Origin of the sequence: Companilactobacillus metriopterae (assembly GCF_004117915.1) — a bacterium.
Lineage (GTDB): Bacteria > Bacillota > Bacilli > Lactobacillales > Lactobacillaceae > Companilactobacillus > Companilactobacillus metriopterae.
Genome location: NZ_RSTD01000002.1, coordinates 140,542 through 157,868 on the forward strand (window position 1 = coordinate 140,542; position 17,327 = coordinate 157,868).

Consider the following 17,327-nt stretch of genomic DNA (forward strand, 5'->3'; position numbering starts at 1 on the left):
AAATTCTAATTAGGTCTTTTTTTATTTATAGATTCTAGGTAAATGTTCAGCCAAACTACATAAAATTTCATAGTTTATTGTTCCAGAATATGCGGCTGCATCTGTTGCAGTGATAGTTTCATTTCCATCAGTACCTATTAAGGTAACCTTGCTGCCAACTGGCACTTCATGTGGTAGTTTAATCATAAATTGATTCATGCAGATACGACCAACGATTGGACATCTTTGACCATCAACTAACACATCAAATCCAGACATTCTACGCAACCATCCATCAGAGTACCCCATAGAAACTGTACCAATCCATTCTTCCTCGGAAGTAGTATATGTTGCTCCATAACCGATTTTTTCGCCTGCTGGAACACTCTTAACAAATGCCAATGAAGAATATAACGATAGAGCTGGTTTTTGCTTATACGGCAATTCTGTGATATCTGTTCCTGATGGATTTAGTCCATACAATCCAATACCAAAACGAACCATATTTATTCCAATATCTTTGTGCCACAAAGCTGTTGCTGAGTTAGCACAATGAATATATTTAAAGTCTATTGGTAAATTGCTAATCATTTCATTGAATCTTTTGCGTTGAATTTGAAAATAGCTGTCATCTGGACTATCTGCCGTTGAAAAGTGTGTGTAAATACCTTCTGCTGTGAACTTGTTAGTGTTATTTTCAATGAATTCACATGCCTTCAGCAAATCAGATTTCTTTCGAAATCCTATACGGCCCATGCCACTATCAATGCTTAAATGTATTTTTAAATTATTTACCTCAGCCTTTTCTAGCCATGGTAAATCACCAACTGTTAATGAGATATCGTTATCTGCTGCAAATTGTGCATATTGATATGGTGTAATACCCAATACTAAAACTGGTGCACTTATCCCAGCCTCTCTTAATTTCGCAGCTTCATTCAGTGTTGCAACGCAGAGTCCATTAACACCATGTTCAAGTACTAACTTAGCGACTTCCACCATACCATGTCCATAAGCATTAGCCTTAACAACAGCAAAAACTGTTGCATCTTCAGGTAATATCTTCATTTGGTTTTGTAAATTATCTATCAAGTTATCTTTATTAACTTCAATATAAGACGGCATGTAATCTAATTTATTCATTGTTGTTAGACTCCTCTAGAATAACTTCAGTGATTACTAATTCATCAGTATCAGAAATTGAAACATGGATTGGTCCATCATATATATCAGTTTTTATATATGGTTGACCTGATTCATAATTTAATATGCTTAAATCATGGAATCCTACTTTACCCAAACCGGTTCCCATTGCTTTAGAAAATGATTCCTTAACTGAAAAACGTCCCGTTAAAAAAGTCATCTTTGCTTTTAAAGTATTACGTTGATAGAAAAGTTCTTTTTCTTCTTCAGTTAATACCTTTTCTATGAAATTAGGATGTTTTGTATAAATATCCGTCACACGACCTATTTCAGCAATATCAATTCCTAATCCTTTAATCATATTAATTATCTCCATTTTTTCTATAAAAAAAGGCACAGTAATTAGATTAATTACCCTACCTTTTAAATAATATTATAACATTTTAGTTGTTTTTATAGCTTAATTAGATACTTGTTCTAATCTTGAATGACTTCTTAGAAGAAGACTTTCTATTAGATGAGTTAGCCTTATTTCCTGGATTAGTTCTACTCTTTGAGTGAGTATCTTTTCTACTAGTACCATTACGGCTGCCTGAGCTATCACGATCTCTATCGCGGTAACTACGTCTTTGGCCTCCACGACTACTGCCACCATGTCCATTACGAGAACGGTTGCCTGAATGACCACCACCGCCTCTTCTGTTACCGCCTCTAGATGAACCACCATCACGAGAAGGAAGTGGTCTTTCTGGTGTGATATTAACAGGAACACTGTGTTCATCCTTAACAGCTGAGTTCAAATAAATTTGAACCAATTGTTCTGGTGTGTATTTCTTTAATAATTCTTCAGCTGGTTCTTTGAAACGATCCAAACCTTTGCCGTGTGCAAGAGTACTCTGTATTTCCTCTTCAACAGCTTCCATTTGACCTTTTACCAATTGATCATCAGTAGGAGGTGCAAGTGGTGTCATGCGTTTTTTAGTTAACTTTTCAATTGCTCTCAAGTAACTAGTTTCGTTTGGTGCAACAAATGTAACTGAAACACCTGACTTACCAGCACGTCCAGTACGTCCAATTCTGTGGACATAACTATCTTGATCTTGAGGAATATCATAGTTATAAACATGAGTAACACCTGAAACATCGATACCACGAGCAGCAACATCAGTAGCTACTAGATATTCAAGCTTTCCAGATTTGAATTTCTTCAATACACTAGAACGCTTATCTTGGGACATATCTCCGTGGATACCTTCAGCTTTGAAACCACGAGCTTGTAATCCGCGAATTAATTCGTCAACACGTCTCTTTGTACGTCCAAAAATAATACCAAGATCTGGTTGTTGAACTTGCATAATACGTGTCATCATATTGAATTTTGTAAATTCTTTTGAATTAACATAATATTGTTCAATGTTGTCAGCTGTTAGTTCTTTTGATTTGATTTGAACAACTTTTGGATCTGTCATGAATTTCTTAGTGATATTCATGATTGGTTTTGGCATTGTTGCTGAAAATAGTAGTGTTTGGTGTTCATTAGGAACATTTGAAAGAATACTTTCGATATCTTCAATGAATCCCATGTCTAACATTTCATCAGCTTCATCTAAAACAATTGTTTTTACATTTCCCAATTTGACTGTTTTACGATTTATATGGTCAAGTAAACGACCAGGTGTTCCTACAACAATTTGTGGGTGGTTTTTTAAACCATTAATTTGTCTTCTAATATCAGCTCCACCGAAAACGGCTTGAACTTTGGCGTGCTTGTCACGACCTAATTTTGCAAGTTCTTCTTGAGTTTGAATTGCCAACTCTCTAGTTGGTGAAATGATCAAAGCTTGAACTGCTGGGTCTTTAGTATCAATACTATTTAAAATTGGTAAACCAAACGCAGCAGTTTTACCTGTACCTGTTTGCGCTTGTCCAATTACGTCTTCACCTGTTAATACAAGTGGAATTGTTTCTGCTTGGATTGGTGTAGCTTCTACATATCCAACTTTTTCTACCGCACTAATTAAAGTGGGGTCTAAACCTAATTCATTAAATTTCACAAATTTCCTCCGAGTCTACGCCTTTTTTGGCATAAAAAACTAATTTACCATTTATTAGTAATAATCTCAACTTAAACCAAGTCTTTTAAAACATTTTCCAAATGAATTCCGTGACTAGCTTTTAATAAGATTGTGTCTGTTGGTTCTAATTCTTGCTTCAAATCACTGACAAGATTATCTAGTTGATCTTTATCATATAATTTCAAATCTTCAGATGAATACTTATCAGTTAACTTGTTATTCAATTGCTGCATGTCAGTTCCCACTAGATAGACTTTGTCAAAGTCATCAGGATCAATATGGTCTGCCAATGATGCATGTAACTCAGCAGATAAATCGCCAAGTTCAAGCATATCTCCTAATACAATAATCTTTCTTCCTGCTGTTTTAATGGTCTTTAGATTGTCTAAAACTTCAATTACAGCAGTAGGATTGGAATTGTATACATCACTTAAAATGTCAGCTCCGTTACTTGCTTTTAACCATTCTGTACGATTTTCAGTAACGTTTAATTCTTTCAAAGATTTAGCCATTTGATCAGGTCTAGTATGGAAAATTTTACCAATCATCAAAGCTGCTAAAGCATTTCTAACATTATATTCGCCCATCATCGGAATAGTAAATTTCTCATCTGTCCAAAGGTTTGTTTTAAATTCAGTATAGTCCTTACCTGAAACAACTTCTGTTGCATAAATACTATTCTCTGTACCCATACCAAAAGTAAGTTGTTCTTGCTCAATATTTTCAGCCTTTTGAACTAACAATGGTTCATCTCCATCATAAATGAAACGACCATCTTCTCTAAGGTGACTAGTAATTTCCATCTTAGCATCAGCGATCTTATCTCTGGTCTGGAAAAACTCTATATGTGCTTCACCAATCATGGTAATAACTGAAAAGTCAGGATTTGCAATTGTACTCAAATCCTCTATTTGACCTGGTCGATCCATTCCCATTTCAAGAACTAAAACTTCTGTATTAACTGGCATATTCAAAATGGTAAAAGGAACACCAATTTCATTGTTAAAATTCTTGGGAGTTTTTGCAACATTATTATTTATTGAAAGCACATTGGCAATCATATCTTTGGTTGTTGTCTTACCATTACTACCTGTAACTGCAACAACTTTAGGATTTACCTTAGAAAGATAATACTTTGCGATAGCTTCAAAAGCATCACTAGTATTCTTAACCTCCAAAAGTGGGATAGAGACATCTGGAATTTCATGATCTCTTTGCCAAATAGAAGCAACAGCACCATTGTTAATAGCACTATCTATAAAATCATGTCCATCACGTTGATCAATTAGTGGAATGAACAAATCCCCATCTTTTGCCTCACGACTATCAAAACATACACCTGTAATAGATATATCTTTGATATTTTCTGCTTCAATATTGAGTGCAGAATACACTTCTTTAAGTCTCATTTTCATAATAAAATTTCCCCAAATCAAAAATTATTAATATCGATAAATCTTAAGAGTATACTAGTTAGAGTTAGAAAGGATTTGAACTATATCATCATGAAAGAAAAACAAAATAATTATTGGAAAAAAAATCTAACCGTACTCTGGTTTAGTACCTTTATATCTGGTATTGGATTTAGCATGATAACACCCTTCATGCCATTATACATCAATACTTTAGGCAATTTCACTAAGAGTCAACTGGTTACTTGGAATGGTCTGATTTTTTCTGCTACATTCCTAGTTATGGCATTCATTTCTCCCCTTTGGGGAAAAATTGCTGACCGCCGCGGTAGAAAGTTAATGTTAATTCGTGCATCACTAGGTATGGCTATCGTCATCACACTACAAGCATTTGTAGTTGCACCATGGCAGTTACTTGTACTTAGACTGTTACAAGGTGTCTTTTCAGGATTTATCAGTAATGCCAATACGCTTATAGCATCTACCGCTCCTAGATCACAAAGTGGTCGAGCTCTAGGAACTCTAAACACCGGTGTTATGTCTGGAACACTATTAGGACCCCTAGTAGGTGGAGCTATAGCACAATACTTTGGATACAGAGTGCCATTCTTAATAACAGGTACTCTATTATTTATAGCATTCATCCTAGTTGTAACCTTCATACAAGAAGATTTTCATCCAATTGCCAAGGAAGACGAAGAATCCACAAAGGAAATCTTCCACCATTTGAAACATCCAAAGATAATTTTCGCATTATTTGTTACTACTTTTATTATCTATGCTTCCAATACTTCTATTAACCCATTTGTCAGTCTGTACACAAAACAACTTATGAATGGAAGTAGTAATGTAACACTGGTAGCCGGATTGGTGGCTGCTATGCCTGGTATTGCAAATGTTATTGCTGCTCCCAGGTTTGGAGCACTAGGAGATCGAATAGGTACCGAAAAAATATTAATCGGTGGTTTATTCTTTGCTTTCCTAGTTTACATTCCCCAAGCGTTTGTTACAAATATTTGGCAACTGGCTGGTCTAAGATTCCTTGTCGGAATTTCAGATGCCTGTCTTGCTCCACAAGTTCAAACCATGTTGGCTAAAAATACTAGTCATAAATACACTGGTAGAATATTTGGTTATAATCAATCATTCCAATCAATGGGAAATGTTGCAGGACCTCTATTGGGTTCTTCCATAGCAGGTTTTTATAACTACTCTGCAGTATTTTTATTCACTAGTTCTTTGGCACTGATAAACTTCATCTGGGTATTTTCCAATTTAAAAGTTAAAAATAAAAGCCACCTGTAAAAAGGTGGCTTTTTTTAATACTTGTCTTATAGTCCGTATTTCTTGTTGAAACGATCGATACGACCATCTGCTTGAGCAAACTTTTGTTTACCTGTGTAGAATGGATGTGAATCTGATGAAATTTCAATACGTACTAGTGGATAATCGTTACCTTCAAAGTCAGTTGTTTCATTTGATTGAACTGTAGAACCAGCTAAGAATTTCTTACCTGTAGTTGAATCCATGAAAACTACTTGATGGTATTCTGGGTGAATTCCGTCTTTCATTTATATGCGCTCCTTTTGCCCTAAATCATTTGCTGAAATAGAGATTATTTACTAACGATTAATAATATTATCATGAATTAGCGTTACATTCAATACAATTATGCTATCCCAAAACGATTTTTTTATTAGATATTTCATTTATGAAATCTAAATCATGATCTATAACAATCATTGTAGGTTTTTGATTTTTAATCATTTTTATAATTTGTTCTCTGGTAATTATATCTAAATAATTAAGTGGCTCATCCCACAAGTAAACATTTGATTCTTCTGAAAAACTAACTGCTAACTTAATTTTTTGTTGTTGGCCTAAACTCATTTGGGATATTGGCATTGGAAAAGATTCTCTCTCAAACCCCATTTTTCGCAAATTTGAATAAATTAATTGAACATCTACATTCTTTATTTCAGCTAATTTTTCTATATTTCCAGTAAATTTTTGCAATTGTTCTAGATAAGAAATTTTTAAATGAGGTTTGATTTTTATTTCCCCATGTACTTCAAACGGCTGAGAAATACCCATTATCTGTCTAAAAATAGTTGTCTTTCCAATTCCATTTCTACCAACTAAAGAAATTATATCATCGTTATTTAAATCAAATGATGTTTCTGGTGTGCTTATTTTATTGGTTTTTAAAATCAAATTTTGAACATGGATCAAGCTCTTATCTTGGGCAAATTTTTTAAAATTCATGGACAGCGAACTTTCCACGTCAATATTTTTCAACAATTCTCTAGATTCTTCTAGTGACTTGTTAGATCTATCTTCTAAAAGTTTTGATTTTTTCATCATTTTAGCTGACTTATGTCCAATAAAGCCCTTATCTAGATTGTCTTTTTGTCCCTTAGTTTTATTTTTCTGTTTCTCTGATTTACCTGCCCATTCTTTTCTCTTCGTTGCTATTTTATTTAAATTCTTAATTTCACTTGTTAGATGTTTCTTTTGCTCTATTTCTAAGCTATCTTGTGAATTCTTTTTTGTTTCCCAAGTATCATAATTCCCCTTGATAGTATCAATATCAGCTTTATTTATTGATATAACATGATCAATTACTTCGTTTAAAAAATATTTATCATGACTGACCACTATAAAGCCTTTTTTATTTTTTAAATATTCAGAGACAATTTGTCGTCCCTGAATATCTAAATGATTAGTTGGTTCATCGATCAGTTGAAATCCTCTTTCATCAACAAACAAAATTGCAAGCAAGACTTTTGTTTGTTCTCCTGGGCTAAGAGTATCAAACTGTCTTTCTAAAACATCATCGCTTAAATGCAATTTCTCAAATTCAATTTCTATTTTCCACATATCGTAAATATTGATCCCTGATAAATTGGTAACAATATCCGAAACTAATCTTGATGGATCCTCTACATTTTGTGGATACATATAAAATTTCATGTCTGTATTAACGGAGTTATCTGAAGGTAAATCACCAGACAAAATTTTTAGTAATGTTGTTTTCCCACGACCATTTCTTCCAACTAATCCTAATTTCCAAGTTTCATCAATATTTAAATTAACATTTTGGAATAGATAATCTGACATTTGAGTATATCGAAAGTTTAAATTATTTATGTTTATTGTTCCCATTTGCGCACCTCTTCGTTTGAGGTGTAGTGATTTACATTTACTCGGGCAAATAAAAAAGAACGCTTAAATAGCGTCCTATGGTGTTTATCTACAGCACAGGATGTTTGACACTATTGAGTTAAATTAAGCAAAAGTAAAAAACTACACACGTTATTTATGTATAATCTTGTATATTCTGCTTAATTTCTCAATAGCGACACATCCTCTCTTGTTTTTATTTTTTATAATTTATCATGTGACCAAAACATTGTCAATTAAATTTCAAATCTAAATTCGTCATCACCGATCAATTGAACATCTGCTTGTAAACAATGTAATTTCCACACAACTTGATCGTATCCTCGTAGAATATTTTCAGCATTATTAATAACTGTTTGTCCTTCGGCTAACAAACCGGCAATCATCAAGCAGGCACCAGCACGAATCTCTTCCGCTGAAACTGTAGCACCCTTAAGTGGTTTTCCACCTTTAATAAAAATAAGATCATTTTCACTTCTGATATCTGCACCCATTTTTACTAATTCAGGGATATGTTTGATTCGCTTAGGATAGATAGTATCAACAATCATCCCTTCACCTTCTGCAGACATTAACAATGGTGTTATCGGCTGTTGTAAGTCTGTCGCAAATCCAGGATATGGCATTGTCTTAACATTTATTGGCTTGATATTCTTAGTTTCACCTACATAAATACTATCTTCGTCGATTTGAAGATCAACGCCCATTTCAATTAATTTTGCAATGAAAGCATCCAAATGTTCACTGATAATATTGTTGACTCTTATTCCACCACCATTTGCAGCAGCCAAACTCAAGTAAGTTCCTGCTTCAATTCTATCTGGAATGATTGTATGAGAATTCTTAGATTTCAAGCTATCAACACCCTCAATTCTAATTGTCTCTGTTCCAGCGCCACGTATAGTAGCTCCCATATTATTCAGGAATGTTGCTAAGTCGATAATTTCAGGTTCTTTAGCAGCATTTTCAATTACTGTTGTTCCCTTAGCTTTTACAGCAGCCAAAATAATATTAATAGTGGCACCTACTGATACCATATCTAAAAATATCTTGGCACCAGTAAGTCCTTCCTCTGGAGAAGTTATGATAATTTGACCTTTTCTATTTTCAACAGTTGCACCCAAGGCTTCAAATCCCTTGATATGTTGATCAATTGGTCTAGGTCCAATATCATCCCCACCGGGGAACCCAACTATAGCTTTACCAAATTTTCCAAGCATGGCACCCATAAAGTAATAAGAAGCTCGAAGAGAACTTACCTTACCACTTGGTAGCTCAGCAAATTTAATATTTGTTGTATCAATATGCAACACATCATTCTTCATACTAGATTTTACATTCATATCCTTAAGGATAGAACATAGGTTATTCACATCTCTAATTTGAGGAACTGAATCAAGTGTTACAGGAGTTTCAGAAAGTATTGCTGCCGGAATAATAGCAACAGTACTATTCTTTGCTCCACCAATAGTCACTTCACCAGAAAGTTTTTTTCCACCATTAATTATTAGTTTTTGCATCTTTAATATCCTTAAAGTATTTATTGACTGCTAAGATCTAGATTGAATCTTCTTCTAGACCTGAAGCTGCACCGATAAATGCTTTGAATAGTCCTTCTGGTCTTGTAGGTCTTGATAAAAATTCAGGATGATATTGAGCAGCAACGTGAAATTTGTTTTCTGTTACTTCAACAATTTCAACTAAACGATTATCAGGAGAAACACCAGAAAATGTAAGTCCTAACTCTTCAAATTGTTTACGGTATTCATTATTAAATTCATATCTATGTCTATGACGTTCTTGAATAACTGATTGTCTGTCATATGATTCATATGCTTTAGAACCTTCTTTTAGCTTACATGGGTAAGCACCAAGTCTCAATGTTCCACCGATGTCTTCAACATCTTTTTTGTCAGCCATGATATCAATAATTTTATTTGGAGCTTTGTCATCAACTTCACCAGTTGTAGCGTCTTGGATTCCAGCTACATTTCTAGCAAATTCGATACTTGCCATTTGCATTCCTAAACAGATACCTAGGAATGGCACATCATTTTCACGTGCATATTTGATAGTTGTAATCATACCTTCCAGACCACGACTACCAAAACCACCAGGAACAATTATACCATCTGAATCCTTCAAATATTCAGCAACATTGTCTTCATTGATCAAATCCGCAGAGATCTTTTCAATTTCAATATCAGTATTATATGTGTAACCAGCTGCACGTAATGCTTCTGTAACTGAGATATAGGCATCTTGTAGTTTTGTATATTTACCAACAAGAGTAATTTTTGTCTTATGTTTCAAGTTTCTAACTCGATCAACAAGTTTATTCCAATCTGTCATATCTGCAGGTTTTGTGTCTATACCCAAATATTTACATACAATTTCATCAAATTTTTGTTCTTGAAGATTCAATGGAATTGAATACAATGAGTCAGCGTCTCTTGATTCAATAACTGCTTCTGGATCTACATCACAAAATGATGCAATCTTATTTTTCATATCTTGTGGCATTTCTTGTTCTGTACGAACTACCAAGATATTTGGTTGAATACCGATACTTCTTAATTCTTTAACTGAGTGTTGCGTAGGTTTTGTCTTCATCTCACCTGCTGCCTTTAGATATGGCACCAGTGAAGTATGGATATAAGTTACATTTTCAGCTCCAACATCTGCTTTCATTTGGCGCAAAGCTTCTAAATATGGAGTTGATTCAATATCCCCAACTGTTCCACCAACTTCAGTAATGATTACATCTGAATCAGTTGTTGTAGCAGCGCGCATGATTTTTTGTTTTATCATGTCTGTAATATGTGGAATTACTTGTACTGTAGCACCGTTGTATTCTCCACGGCGTTCTTTTCTGATAACTTCTGAATAAATCTTACCAGTAGTAACATTTGAATATTTATTCAAATCATTATCGATAAATCTCTCGTAGTGTCCTAAATCTAAATCTGTTTCAGTTCCGTCATTTGTAACGTAAACTTCACCGTGTTGATAAGGACTCATAGTTCCTGGATCAACGTTGATATATGGATCAAATTTTTGGATTGTAACTTTCAATCCGCGATTCTTCAATAGTCGTCCTAGTGATGCGGCAACTATACCTTTTCCTAATGATGAAACAACTCCACCTGTAACGAAAATATACTTTGTCATATCTGTTCCTCCACATATTTTTGGTAGGGATTTACACTCAAAAAATATAAAAAGGTCCCCTATTCAATATTGAACAGGGAACCTTTAATTAGCCTTTGTAATAGAGCCCAAACAATATAATACGATTATATGAGTCCTACGTCAAACCTTTTATTTTATAAATCTTCGTCGTCGTCTGAATTGTCGTCATCGTCTTCTTCATCAAGATCGATGTCTTCTTCATCCTCGTCGAATTCTGTTAGTTGACCTTCGATACCATCTTCTAGGCTATCGTCTTTTTCATCTTCATCATCAACGTCATCTACTGCTGTAATATCAGCATTTGTAAATTTAGATAGATCAGGACCATTGTCTACAACACCAGATACTGCAACTTCGTCATCTCCGTCGCCCAGTTCTGAATCATCTTCAAATGATACAACATCATCTAAGTCATCACTCAAGAAGGCGTTAACCTTAGATGCAGACTTGTGAGCACTTTCAGCACCACTATCTTCTGGATGGTTAACTTCTTCATCAATAGAATCAAATGGATACCACTTGCGCAATCCCCAAACATTCTCACCTAAAGATAGAAAACTACCATCATTATTTAGATCAGTATAAAATTGTGGTAATGCTTCTTTAATTTGGTCGTCAGATCTACCAAGATATGTTTGAATTTCATTGATCATATCAGAAAAGTTCATTACTTTTTTATTGTTATTTTCAAGAAGTTCAAGTGCCACCTCAATTAGAGATAGTTCTTCTTTTCTTTGATTTTTGAATTTTTCGAATTCCAAAAGGTACACGTCCTTTCACAAGCGTCTAGTTATTATGATATCAGCTAAGCATTAAAAATCAATCTAAATTTGTAATTACCTATAACATTTTCCCCAATTATTAAGTCATAGTCAACCTTTACATTTCCAGCTAGTGGTTCTGTTGAAAATTCTACACTTAAATTTTTAGTAAATGTTCTCATTGGCATCAATCCGTATTCAGTTTGTACCTGACCCGAATTGTAATCTCCATGTGTAAAATATAGATTAGTACTCAATTTAGTTGAGCTAGCAACACGGCGAACCAGCACATCACCATCTTCAGTAATCTTCACTGTGATTAGTGCTTCTTCACTATCATCTAATTTTTCACTAAACCGAAGATAAAAAGACTTACCAACCTGCGAAAATTTTCCCGGTTCAATTATGGTAGTTCGACTGATTTCGTCTTCTTGCTGCATATCGATATTAAGTTCTACTGATACATCTGTATTATTTTCCAAAAATAAGACCTCGAAATGATAAAATTATATATATTAAAATAATTTACTAAAGAAGAAAACTCAATGAATGATACCATTTTATTATACAATCAAAAACAAAAAACATCCAAATACTCATCTTTTGCAAACACTGAAGCAATTTTAAAGTATACTTCTGAAACGAAAAAGGCTGTAATTCACTTTTGGACGACTGAACCAACAGTGATTCTTGGAATGCAGGATCTAAGACTATCAAATCTATCTAAAGGATTAATCTATTTAAAAGAACAACAATTCGATTATTTTGTCAGAAATTCTGGCGGTCTTGGAGTTGTTTCAGACGATGGAGTTCTAAACTTTACTATCTGCCTACCGTCCAAAGATCAACTTTCAATTGATGCTGCCTACGAACTGATGTACAAAATTATCAGAGAAACTTTTAATGAAAACATTGTAGCTGGAGAAATAGAAAATTCTTATTGCCCTGGTACTTATGATTTGAGTATTAATGGCAAAAAAATCGCCGGCTTATCTCAACGTCGTGTTGGAGAATCAGTTGCTATCATGGCTTACATCAGTATTTGTGGTGATCAAAAATTGAGATCCAATTTGATGCAAAATTTTTATCAATTAAGCAATGTACCTATCAACGAAAAAATCAAGTTTCCTGTAATTGATCCAGAATGTATGGAAAATTTAGATAGCTTTGATGAGCCAAATTTAAATATTGATTTAGCAAAACAGAAAATTATTGATAGAATAGCTTTAGATTACAATATTGATTACGATAATTTTGAGACTATAAAAGATAGTGATACCTATATTAAAAATTTTAAAAACTCAATTGAACGAATTGAACAAAAAAATCTCCAACTACCAGAGGTATAAAAATGGCCTACGAAATAGAAATGTTGCCAAAAGAAAAAGTATTCCTAGATCCTGTTCACAACTATATTCATATTCAACATAAGGTTATTCTGGATCTTATAAATAGTAAAGAATTTCAACGTCTTCGTCGTGTTAAACAATTGGGGACTACTTCGTTTACATTTCATGGCGCAGAACATTCCAGATTTACACATAGTATTGGTGTCTACGATATTACACGTCAAATATGTGATAACTTCCAAAGAAATTACCCATCTAAAAATGAAAATGATGGTTTGTGGAACGATGATGAAAGAATAGTAGCACTTTGTGCTGCTCTACTTCATGACGTCGGACATGGGCCTTACTCACATACCTTCGAACATATTTTTGATACTGATCATGAAAAATGGACACAAGAAATCATTACTTCTGATAAAACAGAAATTAATCAAATTTTAAAAAAAGTTTCTCCAGATCTACCAGATAAAGTAGCTAGTGTTATCGCCAAAACTTACCCTAATCCTCAAGTTGTTCAGATGATTTCTAGCCAAATAGACGCCGATCGCATGGACTATTTACTGAGAGATGCTTACTTCACTGGTACTGAATATGGAATGTTTGACCTCAAAAGAATCTTGCGAATGATGCGACCATACTCGCAGGGTATTGTCTTTGATGCCAGCGGTATGCACGCCGTGGAAGACTATCTAATTTGTAGATATCAAATGTATCAACAAGTATATTTCCATCCTGTTTCTAGGGGTATGGAAGTCGTTTTAACTAAATTACTAAAACGTGCTAAAGACCTATTTGATACTAATCAATTAGAAAAATTTGAACTATCGAATTTTCTTATGCCATTCTTCCGCAATGATGTTGATATCGATGATTATCTTCGTTTAGATGACGGAATACTCAATACTTATTTCTCAATCTGGCAAGATTCTCCTGATGCTATCTTGAGAGATTTATCTAGTCGATTTTTAAATCGGAAGCCATTCAAATCTGTTGAATATAGTAGTGATACTGAACATCTTCTTCCTACTCTAGCTAATATTGTGGAAAATGCTGGTTTTGAAAAGAATTACTACACTTCAACAAATACGAATTTTGACTTACCATATGATATTTATGATCCTAAGAAACAAAAAAATCGTACTCAAATTGAACTAGTTCAAGCAGATGGAACATTCATTGAGTTATCTACCGTTAGCCCCTTGGTAGAGGCACTTTCAGGTAGATTCACGGGAGATGAAAGATTCTATTTCCCTAAATCTATGCTGAAAAATCAGACAAATGATATTTTTAATGATGCATATCTTGAATTTCAATCGCATATTCGTAATAACAAAATTATATAGATTCAACAATCTTTCACAATTTTGTAGTAAAGTAATTAATATTATATTTTCAAAGGAGATATTAAATGTTACAAGAATTTAGAGAATTTATTTCTCGTGGTAGTACTGTTGACCTGGCAGTCGGTGTTATTATTGGTGCTGCTTTCAATAAACTAGTGGCTTCACTATCCACTTCAATTATTAACCCTTTACTTGGTATCTTCATCGGACAAATTAACTTGTCAGCTATGCAATTCCAAATACTAGGTGCAACATTCTTAGTCGGTGATTTGATTAATGCAATAATTGAATTTTTGATTACTATGTTCGTAATATTCATGATCATGAGACTTATGAATCAATTACGACGTGACGGTTCTAAAAGTAAGTTTGAACAAAGCCAAAACCAAAGTCCAGAACTTCAAACACTTACACAAATTAGAAACCTATTGCAACAACAAAACGATCAAAGAAATAGATATTAAAAAAAAGGAAATCATATATATGATTTCCTTTTTTTTAATTGTTTGAACTGTTAAATCTTGTGTTGAACAATGGGCTGACTGGTTCATTGTCATGAATACGATTAATAGCTTCACCAATAAGTGGTCCAACAGAAACTTGAACTAACTTATCAATCTTCTTGTCTTCTGATAAGTTTATTGAATCAGTAACAATCAATTCTTTAATTGGAGATGCAGCTAATCTCTCGACAGCTGGTCCTGAAAGTATAGGATGTGTACAACATACATATACTTCTGTTGCACCTGCATCAATAATTGCTTGTGATGCTAACGTAATTGTACCAGCTGTATCGATCATATCATCGATAATAATAGCTCTTTTACCCTTAACATTACCGATAATATTCATGATTTCAGCCACATTTGCTTTTGGACGTCTTTTATCGATAATGGCAATAGGTGTCTTCAAAAATTCAGCTAATTTTCTAGCTCTTGTAACACCACCATGATCTGGAGAAACAACAACAGCATTTTCTTCCAGATGATTACTCAAGAAATAGTCAGCTAGCAATGGTGCACCCATCAAGTGATCGACAGGAATATCGAAGAATCCTTGAATTTGTGCAGCATGCAAATCAAGCGCTAGGACACGATTTACACCAGCTCTTTGTAGCATATTTGCAACTAGTTTGGCTGTAATAGGTTCACGAGATCTTGCTTTACGATCTTGACGAGCATAGCCGTAATAAGGAATAACAACATTAATAGTGCTTGCTGAAGCTCTCTTAAGAGCATCAACCATAATTAATAATTCCATCAAATTATCATTAACTGGTGCGCTGGTAGATTGTACCAAGAAAATTTCAGCGCCACGGATACTTTCTTCAATGTTAATTTGAATTTCACCGTCACTAAAACGAGTAACAGAAGATTTTCCTAGTGGAATACCTACTGTTTCGGCAATTTTTTCAGCTAATGGTTTATTAGAATTTAGTGCAAAAATTTTAATTGGTCTATCGCTGTTATTATCAGACATTTTCTTCTCCTAATTCCAATCTTCACTTTTAGATACTGGAAGTCTATCCCAGAAGTCTTCTTTATTTGTTTGTCTTTCTCTAGCAATTGCTAAAGAATGGAAAGGCACATCATTAGTGATAGTAGATCCTGCTGCAATAAATGAATGATCTGAAACATTAACTGGTGAAACAATATTAGAATTGCTTCCAATAAATGAATGATCACCGATATTACTGTGGTGCTTACCCACTCCGTCGTAATTAACAAAAACAACACCACATCCAACATTGATGTCAGTACCTAAGGTAGCATCACCAACATAAGTTAGGTGACCTATTTTAGTTCTATCACCAATTTCAGCATTTTTAATTTCACAGAAATTACCCACGTGTACATCTTCGCCAAGAACCGCATTAGGACGTAGGTGTGAGTTAGGACCAACATTACTACCATTGTGCATAACTGCATCTTCAATTGTTGAACTAATGACTTGAACATTATCTTCAATAACTGAATTTTCAATTCTTGATCCTGAGCCAATCAAACAATCTGAACCAATGGTTGTATTCCCAAAAATCTTTGATCCTGGTTCAATAACTGTATCATTACCGATTTTTACTCCAAAATCAATATATGTGCTTTCAGGATCAACAATTGTTACACCCTCTCGCATGTGATCTTCATTGATACGTTTGCGCATCAATTTTTCTGCATTGGAAAGTGCAATACGATCATTCACGCCCAATGACTCACTCAAGTCATCCATTTGGTAAGCAGCAATTTTTTTGCCTTGTTCTCTTAAAATGGATACTACATCTGGTAAGTAATATTCACCTTGAGCATTATCATTTTTCACATTTTTTAAGTTATCAAATAGTAACTTATTGTCAAAACAATAAACACCAGTATTTATTTCTTGAATATCTTGTTGTTCAGGTGTTGCATCTTTTTGCTCAACAACAGCTTGAACATCATTATTTTTATCTCTGATAATTCTTCCATAGCCAAATGGATTATCAGCATGAGCAGTCAATATTGTAACTGCCGCTTTTTGTTCTTCATGGTAGTTGAATAGATCTTCAAAAGTTTCTGCTGTGAATAATGGTGTATCACCATTAACAATCAGAGTCATTCCTTCTTTTGAACCTAATTCATCTTCAGCTTGTTGAACAGCATGCGCAGTTCCTAATTGTTCAGACTGTAGCGCATACTTAGTTCTATCACCTAGTAGATCTTGCACTTTTTCAGCACCGTGACCAATAACTGTTTCAATTACTTCAGGATTGATTTCTTCTACCTGAGTAACAACATGATCAACCATTGCTTTACCAGCGACTGGATGCAGTACTTTGTAAAGTTTTGATTTCATTCTTGTACCTTTACCGGCGGCAAGAATAATTACATATCGATTTGACATCAAAAAAGACTCC

General features: G+C 34.1%; 16 protein-coding genes. 4 read left to right on the top strand and 12 right to left on the bottom strand.

From position 1 onward, the window contains the following. Positions 1 to 21: 21 nt before the first annotated feature. From alr to EKN01_RS05845, 4 genes are all read right to left on the bottom strand, one after another. Positions 22 to 1,122, bottom strand: coding sequence for an alanine racemase (gene alr / locus EKN01_RS05830; protein ID WP_129045362.1), 1,101 nt, complete (start codon positions 1,120 to 1,122; stop codon positions 22 to 24). Next, positions 1,115 to 1,483 carry a holo-ACP synthase gene (gene acpS / locus EKN01_RS05835; protein ID WP_099975240.1) on the bottom strand — a complete coding sequence of 123 codons (369 nt, stop codon included), beginning with the start codon at positions 1,481 to 1,483 and terminating at the stop codon, positions 1,115 to 1,117. Before acpS ends, alr begins: the two co-directional genes overlap by 8 nt. A 103-nt stretch (positions 1,484 to 1,586) precedes the next feature. Beyond that, positions 1,587 to 3,176, bottom strand: coding sequence for a degradosome RNA helicase CshA (gene cshA, locus EKN01_RS05840; protein WP_129045363.1), 1,590 nt, complete (start codon positions 3,174 to 3,176; stop codon positions 1,587 to 1,589). A gap of 71 nt (positions 3,177 to 3,247) precedes the next feature. Next, complete coding sequence (locus EKN01_RS05845; protein WP_129045364.1) at positions 3,248 to 4,612, bottom strand: UDP-N-acetylmuramoyl-tripeptide--D-alanyl-D-alanine ligase; 1,365 nt, start codon at positions 4,610 to 4,612, stop codon at positions 3,248 to 3,250. Positions 4,613 to 4,702: 90 nt separating this feature from the next. Here EKN01_RS05845 and EKN01_RS05850 point away from each other — a divergent pair, with 90 nt between their 5' ends. Continuing rightward, positions 4,703 to 5,914, top strand: coding sequence for a multidrug efflux MFS transporter (locus EKN01_RS05850; protein ID WP_129045365.1), 1,212 nt, complete (start codon positions 4,703 to 4,705; stop codon positions 5,912 to 5,914). A gap of 26 nt (positions 5,915 to 5,940) precedes the next feature. Here EKN01_RS05850 and EKN01_RS05855 read toward each other — a convergent pair whose 3' ends face one another. The 6 genes from EKN01_RS05855 to EKN01_RS05880 all read right to left on the bottom strand — a co-directional run bounded on the left by EKN01_RS05855 (position 5,941) and on the right by EKN01_RS05880 (position 12,227). Further along, on the bottom strand, positions 5,941 to 6,180 hold the full coding sequence (locus EKN01_RS05855) for a type B 50S ribosomal protein L31 (RefSeq protein WP_099975244.1): 240 nt from the start codon (positions 6,178 to 6,180) through the stop codon (positions 5,941 to 5,943). A gap of 103 nt (positions 6,181 to 6,283) precedes the next feature. Further along, on the bottom strand, positions 6,284 to 7,774 hold the full coding sequence (gene abc-f, locus EKN01_RS05860) for a ribosomal protection-like ABC-F family protein (RefSeq protein WP_129045366.1): 1,491 nt from the start codon (positions 7,772 to 7,774) through the stop codon (positions 6,284 to 6,286). A gap of 254 nt (positions 7,775 to 8,028) precedes the next feature. Beyond that, positions 8,029 to 9,312, bottom strand: coding sequence for a UDP-N-acetylglucosamine 1-carboxyvinyltransferase (gene murA, locus EKN01_RS05865; RefSeq protein WP_129045367.1), 1,284 nt, complete (start codon positions 9,310 to 9,312; stop codon positions 8,029 to 8,031). A 37-nt stretch (positions 9,313 to 9,349) separates the two neighbouring features. Further along, positions 9,350 to 10,963 carry a CTP synthase gene (gene pyrG, locus EKN01_RS05870; protein WP_129045368.1) on the bottom strand — a complete coding sequence of 538 codons (1,614 nt, stop codon included), beginning with the start codon at positions 10,961 to 10,963 and terminating at the stop codon, positions 9,350 to 9,352. 155 nt (positions 10,964 to 11,118) lie between these two features. Beyond that, positions 11,119 to 11,745: a DNA-directed RNA polymerase subunit delta gene (gene rpoE / locus EKN01_RS05875; RefSeq protein ID WP_338323308.1), complete on the bottom strand. Its 627-nt coding sequence runs from the start codon at positions 11,743 to 11,745 to the stop codon at positions 11,119 to 11,121. A gap of 44 nt (positions 11,746 to 11,789) precedes the next feature. Then, positions 11,790 to 12,227, bottom strand: a complete 438-nt coding sequence (locus tag EKN01_RS05880; protein ID WP_129045370.1) for a YwiB family protein — start codon at positions 12,225 to 12,227, stop codon at positions 11,790 to 11,792. Positions 12,228 to 12,290: 63 nt separating this feature from the next. Here EKN01_RS05880 and EKN01_RS05885 point away from each other — a divergent pair, with 63 nt between their 5' ends. From EKN01_RS05885 to mscL, 3 genes are all read left to right on the top strand, one after another. Then, positions 12,291 to 13,094, top strand: a complete 804-nt coding sequence (locus tag EKN01_RS05885) for a lipoate--protein ligase family protein (protein WP_129045371.1) — start codon at positions 12,291 to 12,293, stop codon at positions 13,092 to 13,094. A 2-nt stretch (positions 13,095 to 13,096) separates the two neighbouring features. Then, complete coding sequence (locus tag EKN01_RS05890; RefSeq protein ID WP_129045372.1) at positions 13,097 to 14,437, top strand: HD domain-containing protein; 1,341 nt, start codon at positions 13,097 to 13,099, stop codon at positions 14,435 to 14,437. A 65-nt stretch (positions 14,438 to 14,502) separates the two neighbouring features. Then, positions 14,503 to 14,901: a large conductance mechanosensitive channel protein MscL gene (gene mscL / locus EKN01_RS05895; RefSeq protein WP_129045373.1), complete on the top strand. Its 399-nt coding sequence runs from the start codon at positions 14,503 to 14,505 to the stop codon at positions 14,899 to 14,901. 34 nt (positions 14,902 to 14,935) lie between these two features. Here the strand turns inward: mscL and EKN01_RS05900 are convergent, their stop codons facing one another. Both EKN01_RS05900 and glmU read right to left on the bottom strand, forming a co-directional pair. Then, complete coding sequence (locus EKN01_RS05900; protein WP_099975253.1) at positions 14,936 to 15,916, bottom strand: ribose-phosphate diphosphokinase; 981 nt, start codon at positions 15,914 to 15,916, stop codon at positions 14,936 to 14,938. Between the two features lie 9 nt (positions 15,917 to 15,925). Continuing rightward, entirely contained in the window at positions 15,926 to 17,314 is a 1,389-nt protein-coding gene (gene glmU, locus EKN01_RS05905) for a bifunctional UDP-N-acetylglucosamine diphosphorylase/glucosamine-1-phosphate N-acetyltransferase GlmU (protein WP_129045374.1), read from the bottom strand. Positions 17,315 to 17,327: the final 13 nt, after the last annotated feature.